Source organism: Phenylobacterium sp. (assembly GCF_031425575.1).
Classification (GTDB): domain Bacteria; phylum Pseudomonadota; class Alphaproteobacteria; order Caulobacterales; family Caulobacteraceae; genus Phenylobacterium.
Map to the genome: position 1 here is coordinate 1 of NZ_JANPJP010000030.1, position 19,782 is coordinate 19,782.

General features: G+C 64.3%; 19 protein-coding genes and 1 tRNA gene. 13 read left to right on the forward strand and 7 right to left on the reverse strand.

Annotation, left to right across the window (positions count from 1 at the left end; translation table 11 throughout):
- Together RMO97_RS01405 and RMO97_RS01410 are read right to left on the reverse strand one after the other, a co-directional pair.
- Positions 1–775, reverse strand: a 775-nt coding sequence (locus tag RMO97_RS01405) for an enoyl-CoA hydratase/isomerase family protein (protein WP_310538773.1), incomplete at its 3' end; no start/stop codon positions are given.
- A complete protein-coding gene (locus RMO97_RS01410) occupies positions 772–1,938 on the reverse strand; it encodes an acyl-CoA dehydrogenase (protein ID WP_310538774.1) in 1,167 nt (388 codons plus the stop codon). The genes RMO97_RS01410 and RMO97_RS01405, both read right to left, overlap by 4 nt.
- Positions 1,939–2,110: 172 nt before the next feature.
- On the opposite strand from RMO97_RS01410, the gene RMO97_RS01415 reads away from it, so the two are divergent.
- Positions 2,111–3,328, forward strand: coding sequence for a CoA transferase (locus RMO97_RS01415; protein WP_310538775.1), 1,218 nt, complete (start codon positions 2,111–2,113; stop codon positions 3,326–3,328).
- The gene (locus RMO97_RS01420) at positions 3,328–3,876 is read left to right on the forward strand and encodes a hypothetical protein (RefSeq protein ID WP_310538776.1); all 549 of its coding nucleotides are present in this window, start codon (positions 3,328–3,330) and stop codon (positions 3,874–3,876) included. Before RMO97_RS01415 ends, RMO97_RS01420 begins: the two co-directional genes overlap by 1 nt.
- Here the strand turns inward: RMO97_RS01420 and RMO97_RS01425 are convergent.
- The 3 genes from RMO97_RS01425 to RMO97_RS01435 all read right to left on the reverse strand — a co-directional run bounded on the left by RMO97_RS01425 (position 3,873) and on the right by RMO97_RS01435 (position 7,082).
- A complete protein-coding gene (locus RMO97_RS01425; protein WP_310538777.1) occupies positions 3,873–4,286 on the reverse strand; it encodes an OB-fold domain-containing protein in 414 nt (137 codons plus the stop codon). The two genes, RMO97_RS01420 and RMO97_RS01425, sit on opposite strands and share 4 nt — an antisense overlap.
- Before the next feature lies 1 nt (position 4,287).
- Complete coding sequence (locus RMO97_RS01430) at positions 4,288–5,475, reverse strand: thiolase domain-containing protein (protein ID WP_310538778.1); 1,188 nt, start codon at positions 5,473–5,475, stop codon at positions 4,288–4,290.
- A 125-nt stretch (positions 5,476–5,600) separates the two neighbouring features.
- The gene (locus RMO97_RS01435) at positions 5,601–7,082 is read right to left on the reverse strand and encodes an AMP-binding protein (protein WP_310538779.1); all 1,482 of its coding nucleotides are present in this window, start codon (positions 7,080–7,082) and stop codon (positions 5,601–5,603) included.
- 203 nt (positions 7,083–7,285) lie between these two features.
- On the opposite strand from RMO97_RS01435, the gene RMO97_RS01440 reads away from it, so the two are divergent.
- The 8 genes from RMO97_RS01440 (at position 7,286) to RMO97_RS01470 (ending at position 13,978) form a co-directional block, all read left to right on the forward strand.
- On the forward strand, positions 7,286–8,854 hold the full coding sequence (locus RMO97_RS01440) for a class I adenylate-forming enzyme family protein (RefSeq protein WP_310538780.1): 1,569 nt from the start codon (positions 7,286–7,288) through the stop codon (positions 8,852–8,854).
- 64 nt (positions 8,855–8,918) lie between these two features.
- The gene (gene rraA / locus RMO97_RS01445; protein WP_310538781.1) at positions 8,919–9,416 is read left to right on the forward strand and encodes a ribonuclease E activity regulator RraA; all 498 of its coding nucleotides are present in this window, start codon (positions 8,919–8,921) and stop codon (positions 9,414–9,416) included.
- Positions 9,417–9,513: 97 nt separating this feature from the next.
- Positions 9,514–9,603: transfer RNA gene (locus RMO97_RS01450), tRNA-Ser, on the forward strand.
- 153 nt (positions 9,604–9,756) lie between these two features.
- Positions 9,757–10,938: a phage integrase central domain-containing protein gene (locus tag RMO97_RS01455; protein WP_310538782.1), complete on the forward strand. Its 1,182-nt coding sequence runs from the start codon at positions 9,757–9,759 to the stop codon at positions 10,936–10,938.
- 114 nt (positions 10,939–11,052) lie between these two features.
- Positions 11,053–11,823 carry a hypothetical protein gene (locus RMO97_RS01460; RefSeq protein WP_310538783.1) on the forward strand — a complete coding sequence of 257 codons (771 nt, stop codon included), beginning with the start codon at positions 11,053–11,055 and terminating at the stop codon, positions 11,821–11,823.
- Between the two features lie 17 nt (positions 11,824–11,840).
- Positions 11,841–12,005, forward strand: coding sequence for a helix-turn-helix domain-containing protein (locus tag RMO97_RS21545; protein WP_409035273.1), 165 nt, complete (start codon positions 11,841–11,843; stop codon positions 12,003–12,005).
- Between the two features lie 3 nt (positions 12,006–12,008).
- Positions 12,009–13,100, forward strand: coding sequence for an AAA family ATPase (locus RMO97_RS01465; RefSeq protein WP_310538784.1), 1,092 nt, complete (start codon positions 12,009–12,011; stop codon positions 13,098–13,100).
- 464 nt (positions 13,101–13,564) lie between these two features.
- Positions 13,565–13,978 carry a DUF5681 domain-containing protein gene (locus RMO97_RS01470; RefSeq protein ID WP_310538785.1) on the forward strand — a complete coding sequence of 138 codons (414 nt, stop codon included), beginning with the start codon at positions 13,565–13,567 and terminating at the stop codon, positions 13,976–13,978.
- A gap of 526 nt (positions 13,979–14,504) precedes the next feature.
- Here the strand turns inward: RMO97_RS01470 and RMO97_RS01475 are convergent.
- Together RMO97_RS01475 and RMO97_RS01480 are read right to left on the reverse strand one after the other, a co-directional pair.
- Positions 14,505–14,726 (reverse strand): hydroxylase, encoded by a 222-nt coding sequence (locus tag RMO97_RS01475; RefSeq protein WP_310538786.1) that lies wholly within the window; start codon positions 14,724–14,726, stop codon positions 14,505–14,507.
- 291 nt (positions 14,727–15,017) lie between these two features.
- Positions 15,018–17,357 (reverse strand): heavy metal translocating P-type ATPase, encoded by a 2,340-nt coding sequence (locus tag RMO97_RS01480; protein WP_310538787.1) that lies wholly within the window; start codon positions 17,355–17,357, stop codon positions 15,018–15,020.
- Between the two features lie 114 nt (positions 17,358–17,471).
- Between RMO97_RS01480 and RMO97_RS01485 the strand changes: the two genes are divergently transcribed.
- The 3 genes from RMO97_RS01485 to RMO97_RS01495 form a co-directional block, all read left to right on the forward strand.
- A complete protein-coding gene (locus tag RMO97_RS01485) occupies positions 17,472–17,744 on the forward strand; it encodes a metal-sensitive transcriptional regulator (RefSeq protein WP_304777616.1) in 273 nt (90 codons plus the stop codon).
- Positions 17,745–17,847: 103 nt separating this feature from the next.
- The gene (locus RMO97_RS01490; protein ID WP_310538788.1) at positions 17,848–18,294 is read left to right on the forward strand and encodes a DUF305 domain-containing protein; all 447 of its coding nucleotides are present in this window, start codon (positions 17,848–17,850) and stop codon (positions 18,292–18,294) included.
- A 772-nt stretch (positions 18,295–19,066) separates the two neighbouring features.
- Positions 19,067–19,782, forward strand: a 716-nt coding sequence (locus RMO97_RS01495; protein ID WP_310538789.1) for a multicopper oxidase domain-containing protein, incomplete at its 3' end; no start/stop codon positions are given.

The following is a 19,782-nucleotide window of genomic DNA, read 5'->3' on the forward strand; positions in this document are numbered from 1 at the left end:
AGCGGCCGGTGAAGACGCCGACCCGGCGTTCGGACACCGCCTTTACGCCCTCGGCATAGTCGTCGGTGGCGCGCAGGAGGGTCTGCTGCTCGTGCTCATGGAAGGTCTGGGCGCGGACGGAGGCGGCGAGATCGGCGCGCAAGGTCTTGCGGGTGGCCACCACGGCGAGCGGTGCGTTCTCGGCGATCTCCTGGGCCAGGCGGCCGGCCGCGGCGCGCAGGTCGGCTAGGGGTGCGAACTCGTCCACCAGGCCCCAGGCCAGCGCGTCCTCGGGCTTCACCCGCCGTCCGGTCAGGAACATCAGGTTGGCGCGGTGCTGGCCGATCAGCCGGGGCAGGGTGTGGGTCAGGCCGAAGCCCGGATGGAAGCCCAGCTTGACGAAGTTGGCGGTGAACCGCGCCTCGGGCGCCGCGACCCGGAAATCGCCCACCAGGGCCAGGCCGAGGCCGGCGCCCACCGCCGCGCCCTGTACCGCCACCACGATCGGGGTCTCGATGGAATAGAGCCGCACGGCCTGGTCATAGAGGCTGCCGATGCCGCCCATGCCGCCGCTGGCGATGCCGTCGCTGGCCACCAGGTCGGCGCCGGCGCAGAAGGCCTTGCCCGCCGAGCACAGCACCACGGCCCGGGTCTTGCCGTCGCCGTCGAGGGTTTCCAGGGCGTCGGCCAAGTCGGCCATCAACTCGACGGAGACGTGGTTGAAGGGCGGGCGGTCGATCTCCACGGTCGCCACGTGGCCGTCATGGGTGACCTTCAGGAAGTCGTAGCTGCTCATCGTCGGGTTCCCATCAGGTTGCGGGCGACCACCATGCGGTGGACTTCGGAAGGGCCGTCATAGATCCGCATGTTGCGTACCAGCGAGGCCATCAGCTGCAAGGGCATTTCCTTGGTCATGCCCATGGCGCCGAAGCACTGCATGGCGTTGTCGATGACCTCCCAGGCCATCTCGGTGGCGAACACCTTGACCATGGAGATCTCGTTGCGCACGTCGCGGCCCTGGTCGAGCTTGGCGGCGCAATCATAGGTCATCAGCCGGGCGGCGTGGATCTTGATGGCCGCGTCGGCCGCCCACCACTGCACGGCCTGGCGGTCCGACAGGGCCTGGCCGAAGGTCACCCGCTGCGGCGCGTACTCGCACATCATGTCCAGGGCCCGCTGCGCCAGGCCGATGCACCAGGCGGCCATCTCCATCCGCCGCGTTCCCAGCCGCACCTGCATCGGCGCGAACCCCTGGCCCTCGGTCCCCAGCAGCTTCCAGCCCGGCACCCGGCAGTCCTCCAGCGCCACCTCATAGGTGGTGGCCCCGCCGATCATCGGGATCTTGCGCAGCACCTTGAAGCCCGGATTGTCGCCGTCCACGAGGAAGGCGCTCATTCCGCCGCGCGCGCCCTTCTCCCGGTCGGTCACCGCCATGACGATGGTGAAGTCGGCCTCCGCCGCCCGGCTCGTCCAGATTTTTCTTCCGTCAATGATCCAGTCGTCGCCGTCGCGGACAGCCTTGGTGATCATGCCCGCCGGGTCGGCGCCGGCCCCCGGCTCGGAGATGCCGATGGCGCTGATGGTCTCGCCGCGCACATAGGGGGCGAGATAGGCTTCGCGCTGGCGCTCCGTCACCGTGGCCATCAGCATCCGCAGGTTCGGCGAGTCCGGCGGCAGGGTGTAGGGGGTCACCGTCGAGCCCAGGGCCTCGTTCACCGCCACCAGGGCCACCTGCGGCAGGTCAGATCCCCCCACGTCCTCGGGCGCGTCCAGGCCCCATAGGCCCAGGCGCTTGGAGACCACGTCGATCTTCTCGCGCTCCTCCTTGGTCAGGCCGACGCCGTGGCCCGAGGACTCCCGGGCCAGGACCGCGCTCTCCAGGGGCATCAGCTCGTCGCGGACGAACTTCTGCGCCAGGTCCTTCAGCATCCGGTGCTCTTCGGAAAGTTCGAAGTCCATGGTCCGCCCTCAATGCCTGTTGATCCGGCCTTGATGCGATTTAGCCGGGTTGCCGCGCCGGACCGCAAGCGGCGCTTGAAAATTCCTTGGAGCGGCGCCCCGGCGTGACCCCTTGCGTCCGCCCCGGCTTCAATGATCTTCCAGGACCCAAGAAACGACGGGGAACATCGACGTGACCGACACCAAGCAACTTGCGGACAAGGCCACCGGCCCCCTGGCGGGCATCCGCATCCTGGACCTGACCAGCGTGGTGTTCGGCGCCTACGCCACCCAGATGCTCGGTGACCAGGGCGCGGAGGTCATCAAGCTGGAGGATCCCGGCTCGGGGCGCGGCGACGGCGGCGACATCATGCGCTGGGCGGGTCACGTGCCGGAGGGAACCCCGCGCGACCTCGGCCCCATCTTCCTGACCATCAACCGCAACAAGCGCTCGGTGCTGATGGACATGCGGGACCCGGCCTCGCGCCCGCTGCTGGAGGCCCTGATCAAGAGCTGTGACGTGTTCGCCGTCTCGGTCCGCTACGACGGCCTCAAGCGCCTTGGCCTGGCCTATGAGGACGTGAAGGCCCTGCGCCCCGACGTCGTCTATGTCCACGCCGCCGGCTATGGCTCGGACGGTCCCTATGCGGGGGAGCCGGCCTATGACGATCTGATCCAGTCGGCCTCGGGCCTGGCCGACCTTCTGCCGCGCACCGACGGCAACCCGACGCCGCGCATCCTGCCCACCCTCGTGGCCGACAAGGTCTCGGGTCTGTTCATGTGTCAGGCGATCACGGCGGGGCTGCTGCACAAGGAACGCACCGGCCAGGGCCAGTTCATCGAGGTGCCGATGCTGGAATGCGTCACCAGCTTCAACCTGGTGGAGCACCTCTACGACCACACCTTCGAGCCACCCACCGGACAGTGGGCCTATCAGCGGGTGGCCAATCCCAACCGCAGACCCTACCAGACCAAGGACGGCTACATCGGCCTGCTGCCCTATACCGACAAGCAGTGGGACCAGTTCTTCGCCGCCGCCGGCATGGCCGAGACCTTCGGCAAGGACGAGCGCTTCTCCGACTATGCCACGCGGGCCAAGCATATCGGCGAGCTCTACGGCCTGGTGGGCGAGGTCACCCAGACCAAGACCACCCAGGAATGGCTGGACCTGCTGAAGCCGCTGTCCATCCCCATCGTGAAGACCGCGCGGCTGGACGACCTGCCCGACGATCCGCACCTGAAGGCGGTCGGCTTCTTCGAGCGCTACGACCATCCGCATTCGGGTCCCTACAACGCCATGAAGCCGCCGGTGCGTTTCACCGGCTCGCCCTCCAACATCCGCCGTCACGCGCCGCGCCTGGGGGAAGACACCGCCGAGGTGACCGCCGAGATGGGCCTCAAGGCCGACTGATGCGGATCGCGGTGGTCGGCAGCTCGGGGTCGGGCAAGTCGACCCTGGCCAAACGCCTGGGCGCCGCCTTGAACCTGCCCGCCATCGAGCTGGACGCCATCAACTGGCGGCCCGGCTGGAGGGCGCTGAGCACCGATGATCCGCAGGCCTTCAAGAATGAGGTGACCGCGGCCGTCGCCGCGGAGGCCTGGATCACCGACGGCAATTACAGCGCCGTCCTGCCGGTCATCCTGGCGCGCGCCACCCACGTCGTCTGGCTGGACTATGAGCGGCCGATCATCATGTGGCGGGTCATCACCCGCTCGTTCCGGCGGGCCTGGACGAAGCAGGAAGTATGGCCGGGCACCGGCAACCGCGAGACCTTCGCCCAGTGGCGCGACCCCGACCATCCGGTGCTTTGGGCCTGGCGCACCTTCCACACCCGCCGGGCGCGGTATGAGGAGGCCTTCGCCCATCCGCGCCTGGCGCACCTGAGCGTGACGCGCCTGCGCCATCCCCGCGAAGCCGAGCCGCTGGTTCAGCGGCTCGGTCGCGAGGCGACAGGTTAGACCGGCGAGAACACCGGGACGGGCGGGCCGCCCTCGGTGGCCTGGAACTTCACCTTCACCTTCTGACCGATGGCCAGCTTGGAGAGGTCGCAGTCCACGAAGTTGGTCAGCACCGCCGGGCCCTCGTTGAGGGTGACGTAGCCGATGGCGTAGGGGCCGGTCGGCGAGCGGTGCATGGTGGAGTAGGTGTAGATCACCCCTTCGCCCGGGCTCTCTTCCCAGACGGTGTCGTCGGAGAAGCAGAAGGGGCAGAGCGCGCGAGGATACCAGTGCGGCTCGTGGCAGGCGTTGCAGCGCTTGATCAGGAACTTGCCCTGTTCGGCGGCCTCCCAGAAGGGCTTGCTCTCGATGGTCACGGCCGGGGCCGGGATCTTGCGGCCCTCGGCCGGCTTGTCTTGGGCTTCGCTCATCTTAAGCCTCCCGTTCCATGATGACGGTGCCCGCGCCGTGGCGGGTGCCGAGCGATCCGCCCGTGCCGTGGGCGAGCGCCAAGTCGCAATTGGGAACCTGGACCTTGGGGTGGGCTTCGCCGCGCAGCTGGCGCACCGCCTCGATCACCTTGGTGATGCCGCCGCGGTTGGTGGGGTGGTTGTTGCAGAGCCCGCCGCCGTCGGTGTTGAAGGGCAGCTTGCCGACGCCGGAGATCAGGTTGCCGTCGGAGACGAACTTGCCGCCCTCGCCCTTCTTGCAGAAGCCCAGGTCCTCGAGCTGCATCAGCACCGTGATGGTGAAGCTGTCGTAGATCGAGGCGTACTTCATGTCCTGCGGCGTGACGCCCGCCTCCTCGAAGGCGATGGGGCCCGACCAGAGGGCGCCGGAGTGGGTGAGGTCCAGGTCCTTGCCGCCGCGGGGCCCCTTGGGGGCCTCGCCGGCGCCGATCACCTTCACCAGGGGCCGCTTCAAGCTCTTGGCGACTTCCGGGCTGGTAACGATCAGGGCGCCGCCGCCGTCGGTGACGACGCAGCAGTCCAGCAGGTGCAGCGGGTCGGCGATCATGCGCGAGTTCACCACCTGCTCGACGGTGACCGCGTCCTTGAGGAAGGCGTGCTCGTTGTACTGGGCGTGGTGGCTGGCGGCGACCTTGATCCAGGCGAGTTGCTCGCTGGTGGTGCCGTACTCGTACATGTGGCGCATGGCGCACATGCCGTAGGTGTTGTGGGTCGAGCCGCCGTAGATGTTCTCGAAGCCGGCTTCCGGCGCGCCGTCGGTGAGCTGGCCAGGACGACCGCCGCCGCCGCCGGGGAATAACTTGTTCTGGCGGGGACGGCCGGCCAAGGTGATGAGCGCCACGGTGCACTTGCCCGCCGCGATCGCCTGGGCCGCGTGGCCGACGTGCAGCAGGTAGGACGAGCCGCCGACTTCGGTGGAGTCCATGTGGCGGACATTCTTCAGGCCCATATAATCGACCATCGACATGCCGCCGAAGCCCGGGGCGTCACCGGCGCAGAAGTAGCCGTCGATGTCGTCCTTGGTGAGGCCCGCGTCGGCCAGGGCGCCCTTGGCGCACTCGGCGTGCAGCTGCGGCGTCGACTTGTCGGGAGCGTCCCGGGTGGGGTGCTCATAGGCCCCCATAATGTAGGCCTTGCCCTTAATACTCATCGATCCCCTTCCTCAAATTCGTTTCTTAATGAATGGCGGTTGGCTTAGCCCGGCGCGCCGGGAAGCGGAAGTGCGGTCTCCTCCTCTCCTCCTCTCCCTCTTGAGGCGGAGAGGAGGAGAGGAGGTCAGGCCGGCTGGCCTTCCTTCAGCTTGGCGATGCGGACGTCGCGCAGGGCGGTGCGCCGCACCTTGCCGGCGTCGTCACGCAGGGGCTCGTCCACGAATTCGTAGGTTCGCGGCTGCTTGTAGGTGACGAGTTTCGATTTCAGGTGCTCGCGCAGAGCGGCTTCGTCGCCGGGCCCGCGCGTCTGAACGATGGCGTGGATCTTGTTCCCCAGGTCGTCATCGGGGATGCCGATCACCGCACAGGATTGAACACTGTCATGCTCCTCAAGCGCCGCCTCGATCTCGGCGGGATAGACATTGGAGCCCCCCACCAGGATCATGTCGGTGCGCCGGTCGGCCAGGTACAGGTAACCGTCCTCGTCGAACCAGCCGATGTCCCCCAGGCTCTCCCAGCCGCCCGGCAGCACCTTGGCCGTCGCCCCCAGGTACTTGTAGCTGGGCGCCATGCCCTGCGGCCGGCGCATGTAGATCTCGCCGACCTCGCGGGGCGGCAGCTGGTTACCGTCGTCATCGAAGGCGACCATCTCGCCCATGCGCACCTTTCCCACCGAGCCCCGGTGCTCCATCCACTCTGTGCCGGAAATTACCGTGGAGGCCTGGGCCTCGGTGCCGGCATAGAGCTCCTGGATCACCTCGCCGCCCAGCCACAGGATGAAAGCCTCCTTCAGCCAGGGCGGGCAGGGCGCCGCCAGATGCCAGAGGGTCTTCAGCGAGCTCAGGTCGTACTTGGTCCGCACCGCCTCCGGCAGATGCCAGATCCGGTTCATCATGGTCGGCACCATGTAGATCCAGGTGGCGCGGCGCTTCTCGATCTCGGCCAGCGTGCCCTCGGGATCGAAGCGCGGCAGGACGATCAGGTGCGCGCCCAGGTTCAACACGCTCATCATCATGCCGAAGCCGGCGTTGTGGTAGAGCGGCGCCGGCAAGACGGCGATCGACGCCGACGTCAGCTGCCAGCCGCCCACAGCCGGCGTCTCCTTGGTGGTCACGCCCGGCTGGCCGGCCAAGATCAGCTTCGGCCGCCCCGTGGAGCCCCCCGACGTCGGCGCTTTCGAAACCGGCGAGGTGGCGTCAGGCAGGTCGCTGTCGTCATCGCTCTTGGCCAACAGATCGGAAACCTTCAGCAGCGGCCGGTCAATCTTGGCCTCGAACTCGGCGATCACCACCGGGGTCTTGGCCAGCTCCATGATGGCCTCCAGCTCGGCCTGGGGCAGGCGGAAGGCCACCGGCTGCGGGGTCGCGCCGATCTTCCACATGGCCCAGCAGGCGACGGCGAAATCGGTTGAGTTGGGCAGGCCCAGGGTCACCAGGTCGCCGTGCTTGACCCCATAGGCCAGCAGGCCACGGGCGGCGCGGTTGGTCAGCCTGTGGAACTGGGAATAGGAGAGGGTGACATCGCCGCAGGTCACCGCCGGAGCGTCGGGCTGGGATTGGGCGAAGGCCTTGAGCTTCGCGCCGAGGGAAATCATCTCGTCGGCCATAATATGTGTCGTCCCAAATGAAATCGGCCCGATTGAATTCCGGGCGCCGCATGAAGAGGTATCCGCCCCGCCTATGCTGCGGGGTCGCCACCAGTTTCCCTCGCGGAAGATCGTCTTCGCAAGCGCCATATTCGATTGGCGGCGCCCAGGCCTTGTGGCTATGACGGCCCGACAAAATTTGAGCCTTGGGTAGGGAGCCGTCGATGTCCGTCGAACAGATGCTGAGCCAGGATTTCGGGACGCTGGCCGAGGTGATCGGCGAACAGGCCAAGGAACGGGCTGACAAGCACGCCCTGGTGGACGCCAAATCCACCATGACCTACGGCCAGCTCGACGCCTTCATGGACCGCATGGCCGCCGCCCTGCAGCGCGAGGGCGTCGAGAACCAGGGCGTGGCCGCAGTCTGCGCCACCAGCTCGGTGGAATATGGCGCGACCTTCTTCGGCATCCTGCGGGCCGGCGCCGCCGTCGCGCCCCTGGCCCCATCCTCCACCCCGGAAGGCCTGGTGGGGATGCTGAAGGACTGTGGGGCCACGGTCTTCTTCCTCGACAAGGGCGTGTCCGATGCGCTGGCCGGTGTCGCGGGCGAGATCACCGCCCAGAGGGTCGCCCTGGACGGTTCCGACGCCGGCATTCCCCTGCTGGACTGGCTGGCCCCGGAGGGCGCCAAGCCCAAGCCGGTGACCGTCACCCCGCAACAGGCCTTCAACATCATCTACTCCTCGGGCACCACCGGCACGCCCAAGGGCATCGTCCAGCCCCACCAGATGCGCTGGGGCCAGATCCGGCGCGGGGTCTATCGCGAGGACGCGGTGACCATGATCTCCACCCCGCTCTATTCGAACACCACGCTGGTCTCCTACCTGCCCACCATTTCCAACGGCGGCACGGCCGTGCTGATGCCCAAGTTCGACGCTGAGCAGTTCCTGAAGCTCAGCCAGCAGCACCGCGCCACCCACGCCATGCTGGTGCCGGTGCAGTACCGGCGGCTGATGGAGCGGCCGGACTTCGACAGCTACGACCTCTCCAGCTACGTGATGAAGTTCTCCACCAGCGCCCCCTTCGCCGCGGCCCTGAAGGCCGACGTGCTGAAGCGCTGGCCCGGCGGCCTGATCGAGTATTACGGCATGACCGAGGGCGGCGGCTCCTGCGGCCTGGCGGCCCACGAATTCCCCGACAAGCTGCACACGGTCGGCCGGCCGCTGCCGGGCCACGACATCCGCCTGATCGACGAGGACCTCAAGGAGGTGCCCCAGGGCAAGATCGGCGAAGTCGTCGGCCGCTCGGGCGCCATGATGGTCGGCTACCACAACCAGCCCGGCAAGACCTCCGAGGCCGAGTGGTACAGCCCCGAGGGCCTTCGCTACATCCGCACCGGCGACGTGGGCGTGTTCGACGCCGACGGCTTCCTGACGCTCATGGACCGCAAGAAGGACATGATCATCTCCGGCGGCTTCAACATCTATCCCTCCGACCTGGAGGCCGAGATCATCCAGCACCCCGACGTGCTGGAGGCCGCCGTGGTGGGGGTCAATTCCGACAAGTGGGGCGAGACCCCGGTGGGCTTCATCGCTCTGAAGCCCGGCGCCAAGGTCACCGCCGACGAGCTCAAGGCCTGGGTCAACGGACGGTTGGGCAAGACCCAGCGCCTGGCCGACCTTCTGCTGGTGGACAGCCTGCCCCGCAGCCACATCGGCAAGGTGCTGAAGCGCGAACTGCGCGACGACTACCAGGCGTCTTCCGCCGAAGTGGTCGCCGGTTCGGCGACATGAAGACGCCTTACCTAAATGTGGTCAGGTCGCTGGCAAGCGACCTGAGCGGCGTGGCGTTGACCGCATGAACAACCCCGCCCAGAAGCCCGCCAAGAGCGTCGCCGACCTCTGCGACGACCACGAAGACGAGGTCGAGGTCTGCCTCGTCCAGTTCCGCGACTACGGCGGCCGCAAGGCCTTCTCCGGCCCCATCCGCACCGTCCGCTGCCGGGAGGACAATTCCCTGGTGAAGGCCACCCTGGCCGAACCCGGAGAGGGCTGCGTCCTGGTGGTGGACGGCGGTGGCTCCCTGGCCATGGCCCTGGTGGGCGACATGCTGGCCGCCGACGGGGTGAAGAACGGCTGGGCCGGGATCGTGGTCTATGGCGCCGTCCGCGACACGCCCATCCTTGAGACGCTCGATATCGGCGTGAAGGCACTGGGCTCGGTGCCGATCCGCAGCGTGAAGCGCGGCGACGGGATCGTCGACGCCCCCGTGGCCTTCGGCGGCGTGGTCTTTGTCCCCGGCGACGTCCTGCACGCCGACCCGGACGGCGTCGTGGTCCTGCCGGGCGAGGACTGAAAACTCAGTCGCCAGACGGGCTTGCGCCACCGGGGCGCTATGAGTAGGTTCCGCCCTCGCTCGGCGGGCCCCTTCACCAGGGCCTCCAGACGGCTCCGGAGAGGTGGCTGAGTGGTCGAAAGCACCGCACTCGAAATGCGGCGTACCTTTACCGGTACCGTGGGTTCGAATCCCACCCTCTCCGCCAACTTCCCGTCCGCGCATCTTCGCTGGCATCATTGAACACCTTTAAAGCGCCTGAAATCGCTTAAGTTTTCCCCGTCTATGGTCGCCGTGGTCCGTTGACAACCGAAGCTGTCCGCGCCCAATGTGTGGGGGACAGTGTGGGGGCGGCGACCGCATGGGCAAGCTCAATCCAACGCAGGTCCGCAATCTGGCGGAGCCGGGTCGCTACATAGATGGCGACGGCCTCATGCTGGAAATCAAGCCGAGCGGGTCGAAAACATGGCTGGTACGCCTGCAAGCCCACGGACGCCGCCGCGACTACGGGCTTGGCTCCTTTAAAGACGTTTCGCTAAGCGAGGCGCGGGACAAGGCACGCGAGTTTCGCCGCCTGCTTCGTCGGGGCACTGATCCTCTTGAGGCCAAGCGAAAAGCGGCGCTCCGCGTCCCCACATTCCGGGAAGCCGCGATTGAAGTACACGGCGAACACAAGAGCGGTTGGAAGAACGCTAAGCACGGCGCTCAGTGGCTTTCCACTCTGGAATCGTACGCGTTCCCTCTCTTTGGCGATGTACGCGTGGATATGGTCGATACTGGCCATGTGCGTGATGCGCTGGCTGCGATCTGGCTAACCACGCCAGAGACGGCGAGACGGGTTCGGCAGCGGATCGCCACCGTACTTGATTACGGGCATGGCAAGGGCTGGCGTGAGCAGCCGTTCGTCATGGGGCCGGTCAACAAGGCGCTACCGCGCCAGCCGAAGAAGGACGGCCACTTTGACGCCATGCCCTCCGCGAGCGTTCCCGACTTCGTCGCGCGGCTGCGTGAACGTACATCCATCGGGCGATTGGCGCTTGAAGCTCTCATACTGACCGCCGTCCGATCAGGTGAGATTCGTGGTGCGTGCTGGCGCGAAGTCGATCTCGACGGCGCGACATGGACCATACCCGCCGAGCGCATGAAGGCGGGCAAACAGCATATTGTACCCCTCTCCGCCCATGCCGTTGCGGCCTTCAGGAAGGCGGCGGAGTACCGCAGGGCGACCGACGATCTGGTCTTTCATGGGTTAAAGCGCGGGAAGCCGCTCAGCGACATGACCCTTTTAAAGGTGCTTCGCGACATGGACGAGCCGTACACGGTGCATGGGTTCCGTTCGGCCTTTCGCGATTGGGTGGCTGAGGAAACGAACGTCTCCGGTGAGATAGCCGAGGCGGCGCTGGCCCATGCCATCCCGAACCGGGTGGAAGCCGCGTATCGGCGCACGAACTTTCTAGAAAAGCGCCGCAAGCTGATGGAAGCGTGGGGCAAGTATTGCTCAGGCGGTACAACGAAAGTTGTGCGGCTGGCGTCGGCAAGATGAGCCGCATGTTGGGCAGTCTGCGTACCCTGCCACCGGGTCAAGCGGCAGGCGGGGGTGGGGTATCACCGCATACCCGCGCGCACAAAATTTCCAATTTCAAGTCCGGCATGTGCCATGGATGATACTTGGCACCCCAAGGGACTGGACGATTACCGCGAGGAAGCCGGGAAAGTACCAGAGCAACGCCTGAGAACGGTGTTGGAAAAGTACGCGCGCTCAGCTGATGATGCTGCCGCGTACATTCTTAAAGCGCGTGATATTTTGGCCCGTTGCTTGATGTTTGCGCATTATGACGATGGCTCGACGGCGCTCGAAATGCGTAAAGATTTGCAAGGAGTACACAAGCAGGCGTCCGCGTTGCTATCCCGTGTGGCGGCTCTCCCTTCAAAGGCGTCCGACCGGCTCAGAGAGATTGCGCTCACAGATCGCGATGCGGATTTGGTCGCGCTGGGGCGCGGAGACCCATTTTCCCAGGAGGCTCGGCTTGATGACGCGGTGGTGGCCATCAAGGCGCTCGCACGATGGGCGGAGACGGCTCTGGAGGGGAGTGGAGGCATCAGGAAGGGCAGGCCGACCAAGGATGCCCCGGCGACCTCTGCGGCCCTTCTCGCGGACTTCTATGAGGGTGTGACGGGTCGTCCCGCATCTCGCGTCACAAAGCCGACCACCACCCCTCCCTACGGTCATGTCGAAGATGGGGAGTACGGGCGCTTCGCGAGAGAATTCGTTGGGCTGATAGGGGGCGAGCTTTCCGACGACGCGCTCAAGCGGGGGATCGATTTGAAGGCGAAAAAGCACGCCGAAACTCAGCAGAATTCGCCTTTGGACGCCATCATCCGCACTGAACCAGAAAGGACCGCAGAAGCTCAGGGCGGTCCTGAGTGACCAAATGGATCAGCAACATGACGGACAAACTGGCGTATTCTGTTCCTGAGGCGTGTTCCGTACTCGGCCTTGGCCGGACTCGACTGTACGAAGAGATCAAGTCGGGCCGCATTCCTGTAAAAAAGATCGGGCGGCGCACTCTCATTCCCGTCTCGGGCCTTGAAGCTTTTTTGAGGGGGTGAGGCGTGGACTACGAATACGATGATGACGACTGCGCCGACAGCGCGCGTGAAGTTCCCATTCCCGTCGATATGCCAAAGTTTCGTACTTATGGTGCCGATGGTCCGGCCGTGCTCTATGACAAGCCGCAATTAATACAGGGCCTTCTCAGAGCAGGAGACATTGCCTGTATTTATGGCCAGCCAGGTGTCGGTAAGTCCGTCTTGGCTCCTCACCTCGGGTACTGCGTTGCGCTTGGAAGGCCGTTTTTTGGACGAGCAACTAAGGTCGGTAAAGTACTTTACGTGGCCGCTGAGGATGCCGAGGGAATAAGATGGCGTTGCAAATTAATGCAAAATTCCCTGGGTCCGGCCCTCGGGTTTAGAATCACCGATCAGATATGCGATCTATATGAGCCACATAAATTCGATCTGTATTCCTTTAACGACGCCACTCAACTAATAAAATACATATACGACGAAGGCGTTTCGGTCGTGATCATAGATACGTTGTCCAGGGCATTCCCAGGGTTGGATGAAAACAACCATAGAAGCATGTGTCAGCTACTCGACAATGTGGAGCGCATCACTGGCATACAGGATACCGCTGTCGTTCTGGTACACCATGATTCCAAGGCGGACGCTGGAAGACCACGTGGTCATGGATCGCTATGGGCGAGATTGGATACAGCCATCTACCTTCAGCGCGGGCGGTCAGGAGTTGTCAGTTGCAACATCCGGAAAAACAAAACTCGCCAGTCCGGCGAAACATTCAAGTTTTCGATCGAACCGGCGCAGGCTGGGTACGATAGCGGCTTGAGCGTCGTTACTGCGCCAGTACTCAGAGAAATGATCGAGGGGCGAAACGACGCGGACGGATTCAAAGTATCTAGTAAGTCCGAACTCGCGTCTTTGCAGGTGCTGGATGATTTAGCGAAGTGTGGTCCGGTACTTGAACGAGATTGGCTGTCAGCTTCTGCGACTGGCAATCGCGTATCGGGCTCTGCTCAGCCTGCCAGCCGCCTACGCGTGGCGCGTCGCGTGATTCAGAACATAAAGGATCGAGGATTGGTGGTGGCGCTGGACGGATTTGTCTCACGCGCCCTCGCCGGTCCATGACAGGACTATTGGACCCCCCCCTATAGGGGGTGTCCATGTCTGTCCCATGGTCTCGGCTCGCCTCTAGCTAACTGAGTTTGATCAGTTTGTACTCAATCTTATCGAGCTTCTCGGCGAGCCCCTCGATTTTATCGAGTTTATTGAGCCGCCGCTTAATGTCACTGAGATCATCGCTTAGTTGTCGCGTCTGAGACTGTAGCTCTTTTCGGATTAAATCTTCGACGCTGAAAAGCCTAAAAAGCACAAAGCCCATGAAGGCCCACGCCATCAATAGTTCCCAAAACATGTGCGCTTCCCCGAAATTTTGGTCGCCGCCGCTATTGTCGGCCTGACGTTCCTTGCGATGAATTCATACGTGAGAACCACCGGCTGTGGTGATGATAACAAACTGCCGACGGTAGCGCGGCCCAACTTGGCCGCAGATTCAACAGGGGCGACCGCCTCATATCAGACGGAAAACAGGCATGACTAAGTTTGCCAGCGGAATATCCGGCAATCCCGGTGGCCGCCCAAAAAAGAACGACGACTTGGTTCAGGCTGCGCGGGACAAGACCGTGGCGGCGCTGGAAACGCTGACCTCGATCATGTCGAATAGGCGAGCGCCTGCGGCGGCACGCGTGGCGGCGGCGCGGGAGATACTTGATCGCGGCTGGGGCCGTCCTACTCAGGACGTGAGGTTGGAGGCCGAGCTTACCTCCACGATCAATACGCAGGCTTTCATACGTCCAAGCACATACGCAGAGTGGATTGAACTGCGGTTGCGCCCCACTTTGGCGAAGGAGGTCGGGCCTGTGGAAATTGTCACCGACAACCGGCCTGAGCCGCTATTGCTCGCCGACGCTCGCCCGGAAAATGTTGGGGATAATGTGGGGGAGTAGGCAATTCATCAACAAACAAGTATTATAAAACAATAGGATAGCGGAGCAAGTACGCCAGACACCCTCTCCGCCAGGCCGTATTGAAAAATAAGGGAAAGTTGGCCAATTTGGTCAACCACCCATCAAAATCCAAATCGCTTCTGCAGTGATTTAATTCGGTCGTGCTCCGCCTACCGACGCGGGTGACACGGCTTCGATGATCCTGCAGTTGCCGACGGGATCCCGGCTGCAGTTGTTCACGAGCCCGGATAACTCACACCTCAGCGCCAGGAGATCGGCGATACTCCCCGCGATGGCGTCGAGGTGCTGCCGGCCCATGGTGTTACGGCGTCGCAAGACCGGCTGTGGTCGCCGCTGTCGAAAGCTCAGGCAGAAATTCACGCGCGGCTTCCGCACAGCTCAAAAGTCGAAAAAGCTCCAGGGTGATCCGCCACATGGTCATGCATGCTTGACCGTGGAAGCGGCTGCTTATCCGCATTCCACCTTACACCTCGCTCTGCGAGCAACCGGCGAAGCCTGAGAAGCCTTAGCGGGCGAGCATGCGTCGGCATTGCGCGTGGGTCATCCCCATCGTGTTCGCGCCGCCGCTTTTCTCGGCGCCGTGGCTGTGAGTTGCGCCTTCTCCCATCCTGTCGAGCATTTGCCGGCACGACGCGAGCTGCTCGGCGGTGGGCGGGCTGGTGGTGGCACATGCCGATACGCTCACCGCTAGAGCCAAGGCGCCGAAGAGGCTTATGGTTTTGATCATTTTCTGAGCTCCTGAGATTGACGATCTTCAGTCTTCTTTAGAGCTGCTCGCAAACTCCGCTATGATCCACATCATCCCGCATGCGCACCCGCGTTTTGGGTTCGTATCTCGCGACTAGAAACCTCGACGTTTCTCCCCTGCGAGTGCAGTGGCCCCACACACCAAGGCTGACTCCGCTGTGATCGAGGCCATAGGCAGGGCATCAGGTCGAGAGCCATTGACCACAGATAGGGATCGTCCGTCCTGAGCGCCGCAATTCGAATGTCGCCGCCGAGGGGAGCCAAACCACATTCAAAGCCTGACGGCCCGAAGCCGCAAGGCGTTTGTGATGACGCTCACCGACGACAACGCCATGGCCGCAGCGGCGATCTGGGGCGACAGCAGCCAGCCGAACACCGGATAGAGCACGCCTGCAGCGACTGGGACTCCGGCCACGTTGTAGATGAAGGCGAACACCAGGTTCTGGCGGATGTTGCGCATCACAATGCGAGACAGGTGCCTTGCGCGGACCAGGCCCTGCAGATCGCCCTTCAGCAGGGTCACCCCCGCACTCTCGATCGCCACGTCGGACCCCGCGCCCATGGCGACGCCGACGTCGGCGGCTGCCAGCGCCGGAGCGTCATTGACACCATCACCCGCCATGGCCACGACCCGGCCTTCGGCCCGCAGCTTTTGGACGACCGCGGCCTTGTCCTGAGGCAGCACCTCAGCCTCGACCTCTTCGATGCCTAGCTTCCTGGCGACGGCAAGAGCCGTGGTTCGGTTGTCGCCGGTCATCATCACCAGCCGTACGCCGTCGGCCAGCAGCGCCCGCACCGCCTCCAGCGAGGTCGGCTTGATAGGGTCAGCGATCCCGAGGACACCGGCCAGCCGTCCGTCGATCGCGGCGAAGACGGCCGTCGTTCCATCCTGCCGCAGCGCCTCGGCCTCAGCCATCAACAGGCCCAGATCGATGCCCTGCTCGGACATCAGCGGCGCGCCGCCGAGCACCACCTTTTTGCCGTCCACAGTGCCGATCACGCCCCGGCCGACTGGAGAGTCGAAGTCGGCTGCCTCCGAAAGCGAGAGGCCACGGTCCTTGGCCGCGCGCAGCACGGCGTCGGCGAGGGGATGCTCGCTGCCGCGCTCGAGGCTGGCCGCCAGCCGCAGGAGTTCACCTTCCTCGAGGCCCGCGACCGTCTTGATGGCAGTGACCGCCGGTCGCCCCTCGGTAAGGGTGCCGGTCTTGTCGATCACCAGGGTGTCCACCTTCTCGAAGCGCTCGAGGGCTTCGGCGTTCTTGATCAGCACACCCTCGCGAGCGCCGCGGCCGACACCGACCATGATCGACATAGGCGTCGCCAAGCCGAGCGCGCAGGGGCAGGCGATGATCAGCACCGACACCGCCGCCACCAGGGCGTAGGCGAAGCGCGGTTCGGGACCCACCAGCGCCCAGGCCAAGCCCGCGATGAGGGCGACGGCGATGACTGCGGGCACAAACCAGCCCGCCACCGTGTCCGCGAGTCGCTGGATCGGAGCGCGGCTGCGCTGCGCCTCGGCGACCATCTGGACGATGCGCGACAACAGCGTGTCGGCGCCCACTTTCTCGGCCCGCATGATGAATGAGCCTGTCTTGTTCAGGGAGCCGGCGATGACCTTGCCTTCGGCCTCCTTGGTCACCGGCATGGACTCCCCGGTGACCAGGGACTCGTCGACCGACGCCCGCCCTTCGGTCAGGGCGCCGTCCACGGGGATCTTCTCGCCGGGCCGCACGCGGAGGCGGTCGCCGACCTGAATGAGGTCGAGGGTAACCTCCTCGTCGGTTCCGTCATCGCGGATACGGCGCGCGGTCTTGGGCGCGAGGTTGAGCAGAGCCTTGATGGCGCCGGAGGTCTGCTCGCGGGCGCGAAGCTCCAGCACCTGGCCCAGCAACACGAGCACAGTAATGACCGCCGCGGCCTCGAAATAGACCGGCACGGCGCCGGACATGTCGCGGAAGGCCGGCGGGAACAGCCCGGGCGCCAGCACCGCGGCCACGCTGTAGACCCAGGCGACACCGACCCCCATGGCGATCAGCGTGAACATGTTGAGATGACGGGTGACGAGCGACATCCAGCCACGCTGGAAGAAGGGCCAGCCGGCCCAAAGCACCACCGGCGTGGCCAGCGCGAATTGGATCCAGTGCGAAGTGTGCGAGCTGACCAATCCCATCAGGCCCGGCAGGTGTCCCCCCATCTCCAGGACGAACACGGGCACGGCCAGCACGAGGCCGACCCAGAAGCGCCTGCTCATATCAGCCAGTTCAGGATTGGGACCGCTGTCGGCGGTGATCGTCTCCGGCTCCAGCGCCATGCCGCAGATCGGGCAGGAACCTGGGCCAACCTGGCGGATCTCGGGATGCATCGGGCAGGTGTAGATCGCGCCGGGGTTCGCCGGCGGCTGCGCGGCGACCGTTGGCTCAAGGTAACGGACCGGATCGGCCTGGAACTTGGTGCGGCATCCGGCGGAGCAGAAGTGGAAGTCGTGCCCGCCGTGGGCGGCGTGATGGGGCGTCGTCAAAGGATCAACCGTCATCCCACACACAGGATCGATCACCTTTGAGCCCGGTTCAGCGGATTGGGGGTGCGCGTGGTGTTGATGATCGGAACTCATCGCAAGCCTCTTTGCTGGACGCCTGCCCGGCGCTGAGGGACATTTATATACCCCTATAGGGTATTTCAACCCATGCCCTCCGGGGGTATATGTGGAACGTACGGAGGACCGACATTGATCCAGGACAACAAACCCAAGCTGCTGAACCGGCTGAACCGGATCGAGGGTCAGGTGCGCGGCATCTCACGCATGGTCGAAGATGACCGCTACTGCATCGACGTCTTGACCCAGATCCAGGCCGTGCGCGCGGCGCTGGCGAAGGTGGAAAGCGAGATGCTGAAAGCCCATCTCGACCATTGCATCGAGAGCGCCATTGTCAGCGGTGACACCGAGCAGCAGCGCCAGAAGGCGTCTGAGTTGATCGCGCTGCTTGAGCGGACCCGCTAAGCTTCAGTGAAGCAACCAATTATGGTCAGCCCTGCTTGTAGGAAAGGCGTCGCGGCACGACTAAATCGCGCCGGCTAAGAAGCCGCACAGATCGGACCTACAGATGCAACGAAACCTCATACTCATTGCGGCGAGTTCTGCCTTCGCTCTGGGCGCAGGCTCCGCGTTGGCGCACCCGCCGGCGGAAATGGATCATTCCAAGATGAAAGGCATGGACCATTCCAAGATGGAGGGCATGGACCATTCAAAGATGGAGAGCATGGACCACGGCAAGATGGCGATGGGGTCCCACATGAAGATGGCCATGACCGGCTTCATGAGTTCTATGAAGACCATGGACCACGCGATGATGGCCGCGAATGGACCGACCGTTGACGTAACCTACGCCCGTAAAATGATCGCCCATCGCCAAGGCGCCATAGATATGGCCAAGGTCGAATTGATGCACGGCTCTGACCCATCAGCCAAACGCCTCGCGCAGATGACCATCGACGAGAACACCAAGGGCATCGCCGACCTGCGCGAGTATCTCCGTAAGAACGGCGGTTAGGCGATCCGCTTTCTTCCGCGTCTCGTTCAGGCTTGCGGGCTCGGGATGGTGCCGGCGAAATTCTCGGGATAAGCGCCAAGAGCGTCGAGACCCGCGTCTACCGCGCTCGCAAGCTCCTCTCGCAGGCCCTCCCGTCAGCCTGAGATTGCGCCAGACTGTGCTTAGGCAAATAGCGCTGTGAGCCAATCTTTGGGAATGTTGATCGTGGTCTCCAGACCGCCCCCTGGACGCTCTCCCGCCCGATCCTAGATGTCGCCGATCTGGGGCGGCTCACTTCGGCTGAAGTGCCAGCTCTCAGGTTGGTCTAGCCAGATGCGCATCCGCTGGCCGGCCAAACTGTCAGGCGCAAGCACACGACCCTCGATTTCGATCATTCGAGAGTAGATGAGACCGCCTTGAAAACGGTGCGCCGTCGTATCCACGCAGCACGATGAGAAAGTCTAGGCGCGCTTCAGCCAGCATTCGCCCAGGCTTCAAGATTTGGGTGAATGCTGCCGTGGAAGTCGTAGGCGACGATGCTCGTGCTCCCGAGACCGCCGTCGCCGACTCGAATCTGGAGATGCTTCCATGCCAACGCCAAAGACGTCGCGTGGCGCACCAACCTCTGCGAAACGCTCTGGTGGAAGGGTTCGGGGTGCGCCTTTGGGCGGCGCCGCGCGTGAGAAGCTGCGTCCGTTGTTCACCTGAGTGCGTTTACACTGTGGAAAGCCGCTTGACCTTCCCGCCGGGGGAAGCCCCATCCCCGTTGAAGTTCAGGACGTAGGACCTCTTCATGCCCCGCCGCCTACCAGACTTTGATCGCCGCTCGCTCTTGCGCGGCGCCGCCCTGCTGGGCGGCGGCGCGGCCATCAGCGCGCTTCTTCCCAGCTGGGCGCTCAGCGCTTCTCCGGGGCTGGTCTCAACCCTGCCGACGCTGTCGGGTGAGGACATCAAGCTCACAATCGGCCACACGCCGGTCACCATCGACGGCAAGTCGCAGCATGCGGTGACCATCAACGGCACAGTCCCTGGTCCGCTCCTGCGGCTGCGGGAAGGTCAGCGCGCGCGGATTTCGGTGACCAACACCCTGGACGAAGAGAGCTCCATCCACTGGCATGGCCTCCTCGTCCCGTTTCAGATGGATGGCGTGCCCGGCGTGAGCTTCCCCGGCATCCCGCCCGGGGAGACGTTCGTCTACGAGTTCCCGGTCATCCAGTCGGGGACCTACTGGTATCACAGCCACTCCTCGCTCCAGGAAGCCGAAGGTCACTACGCGCCGATCGTGATCGAGCCGGCCAAGCCCGATCCGGTCGTCGCCGAGCGCGAGCATGTCATCGTGCTCGCCGATCACAGCGAGATGCACCCGCACCTGATCTTCAAGCGGCTGAAGCAGCAGGCCGGGGTGTTCAACTTCCAACGCCAGACAATCGCCGGCCTGCTGGCAGGCAAGGACCAGACGCTTGCCGAGCGGATCGAGTGGGCGAAGATGCTCATGGACCCGACGGACAT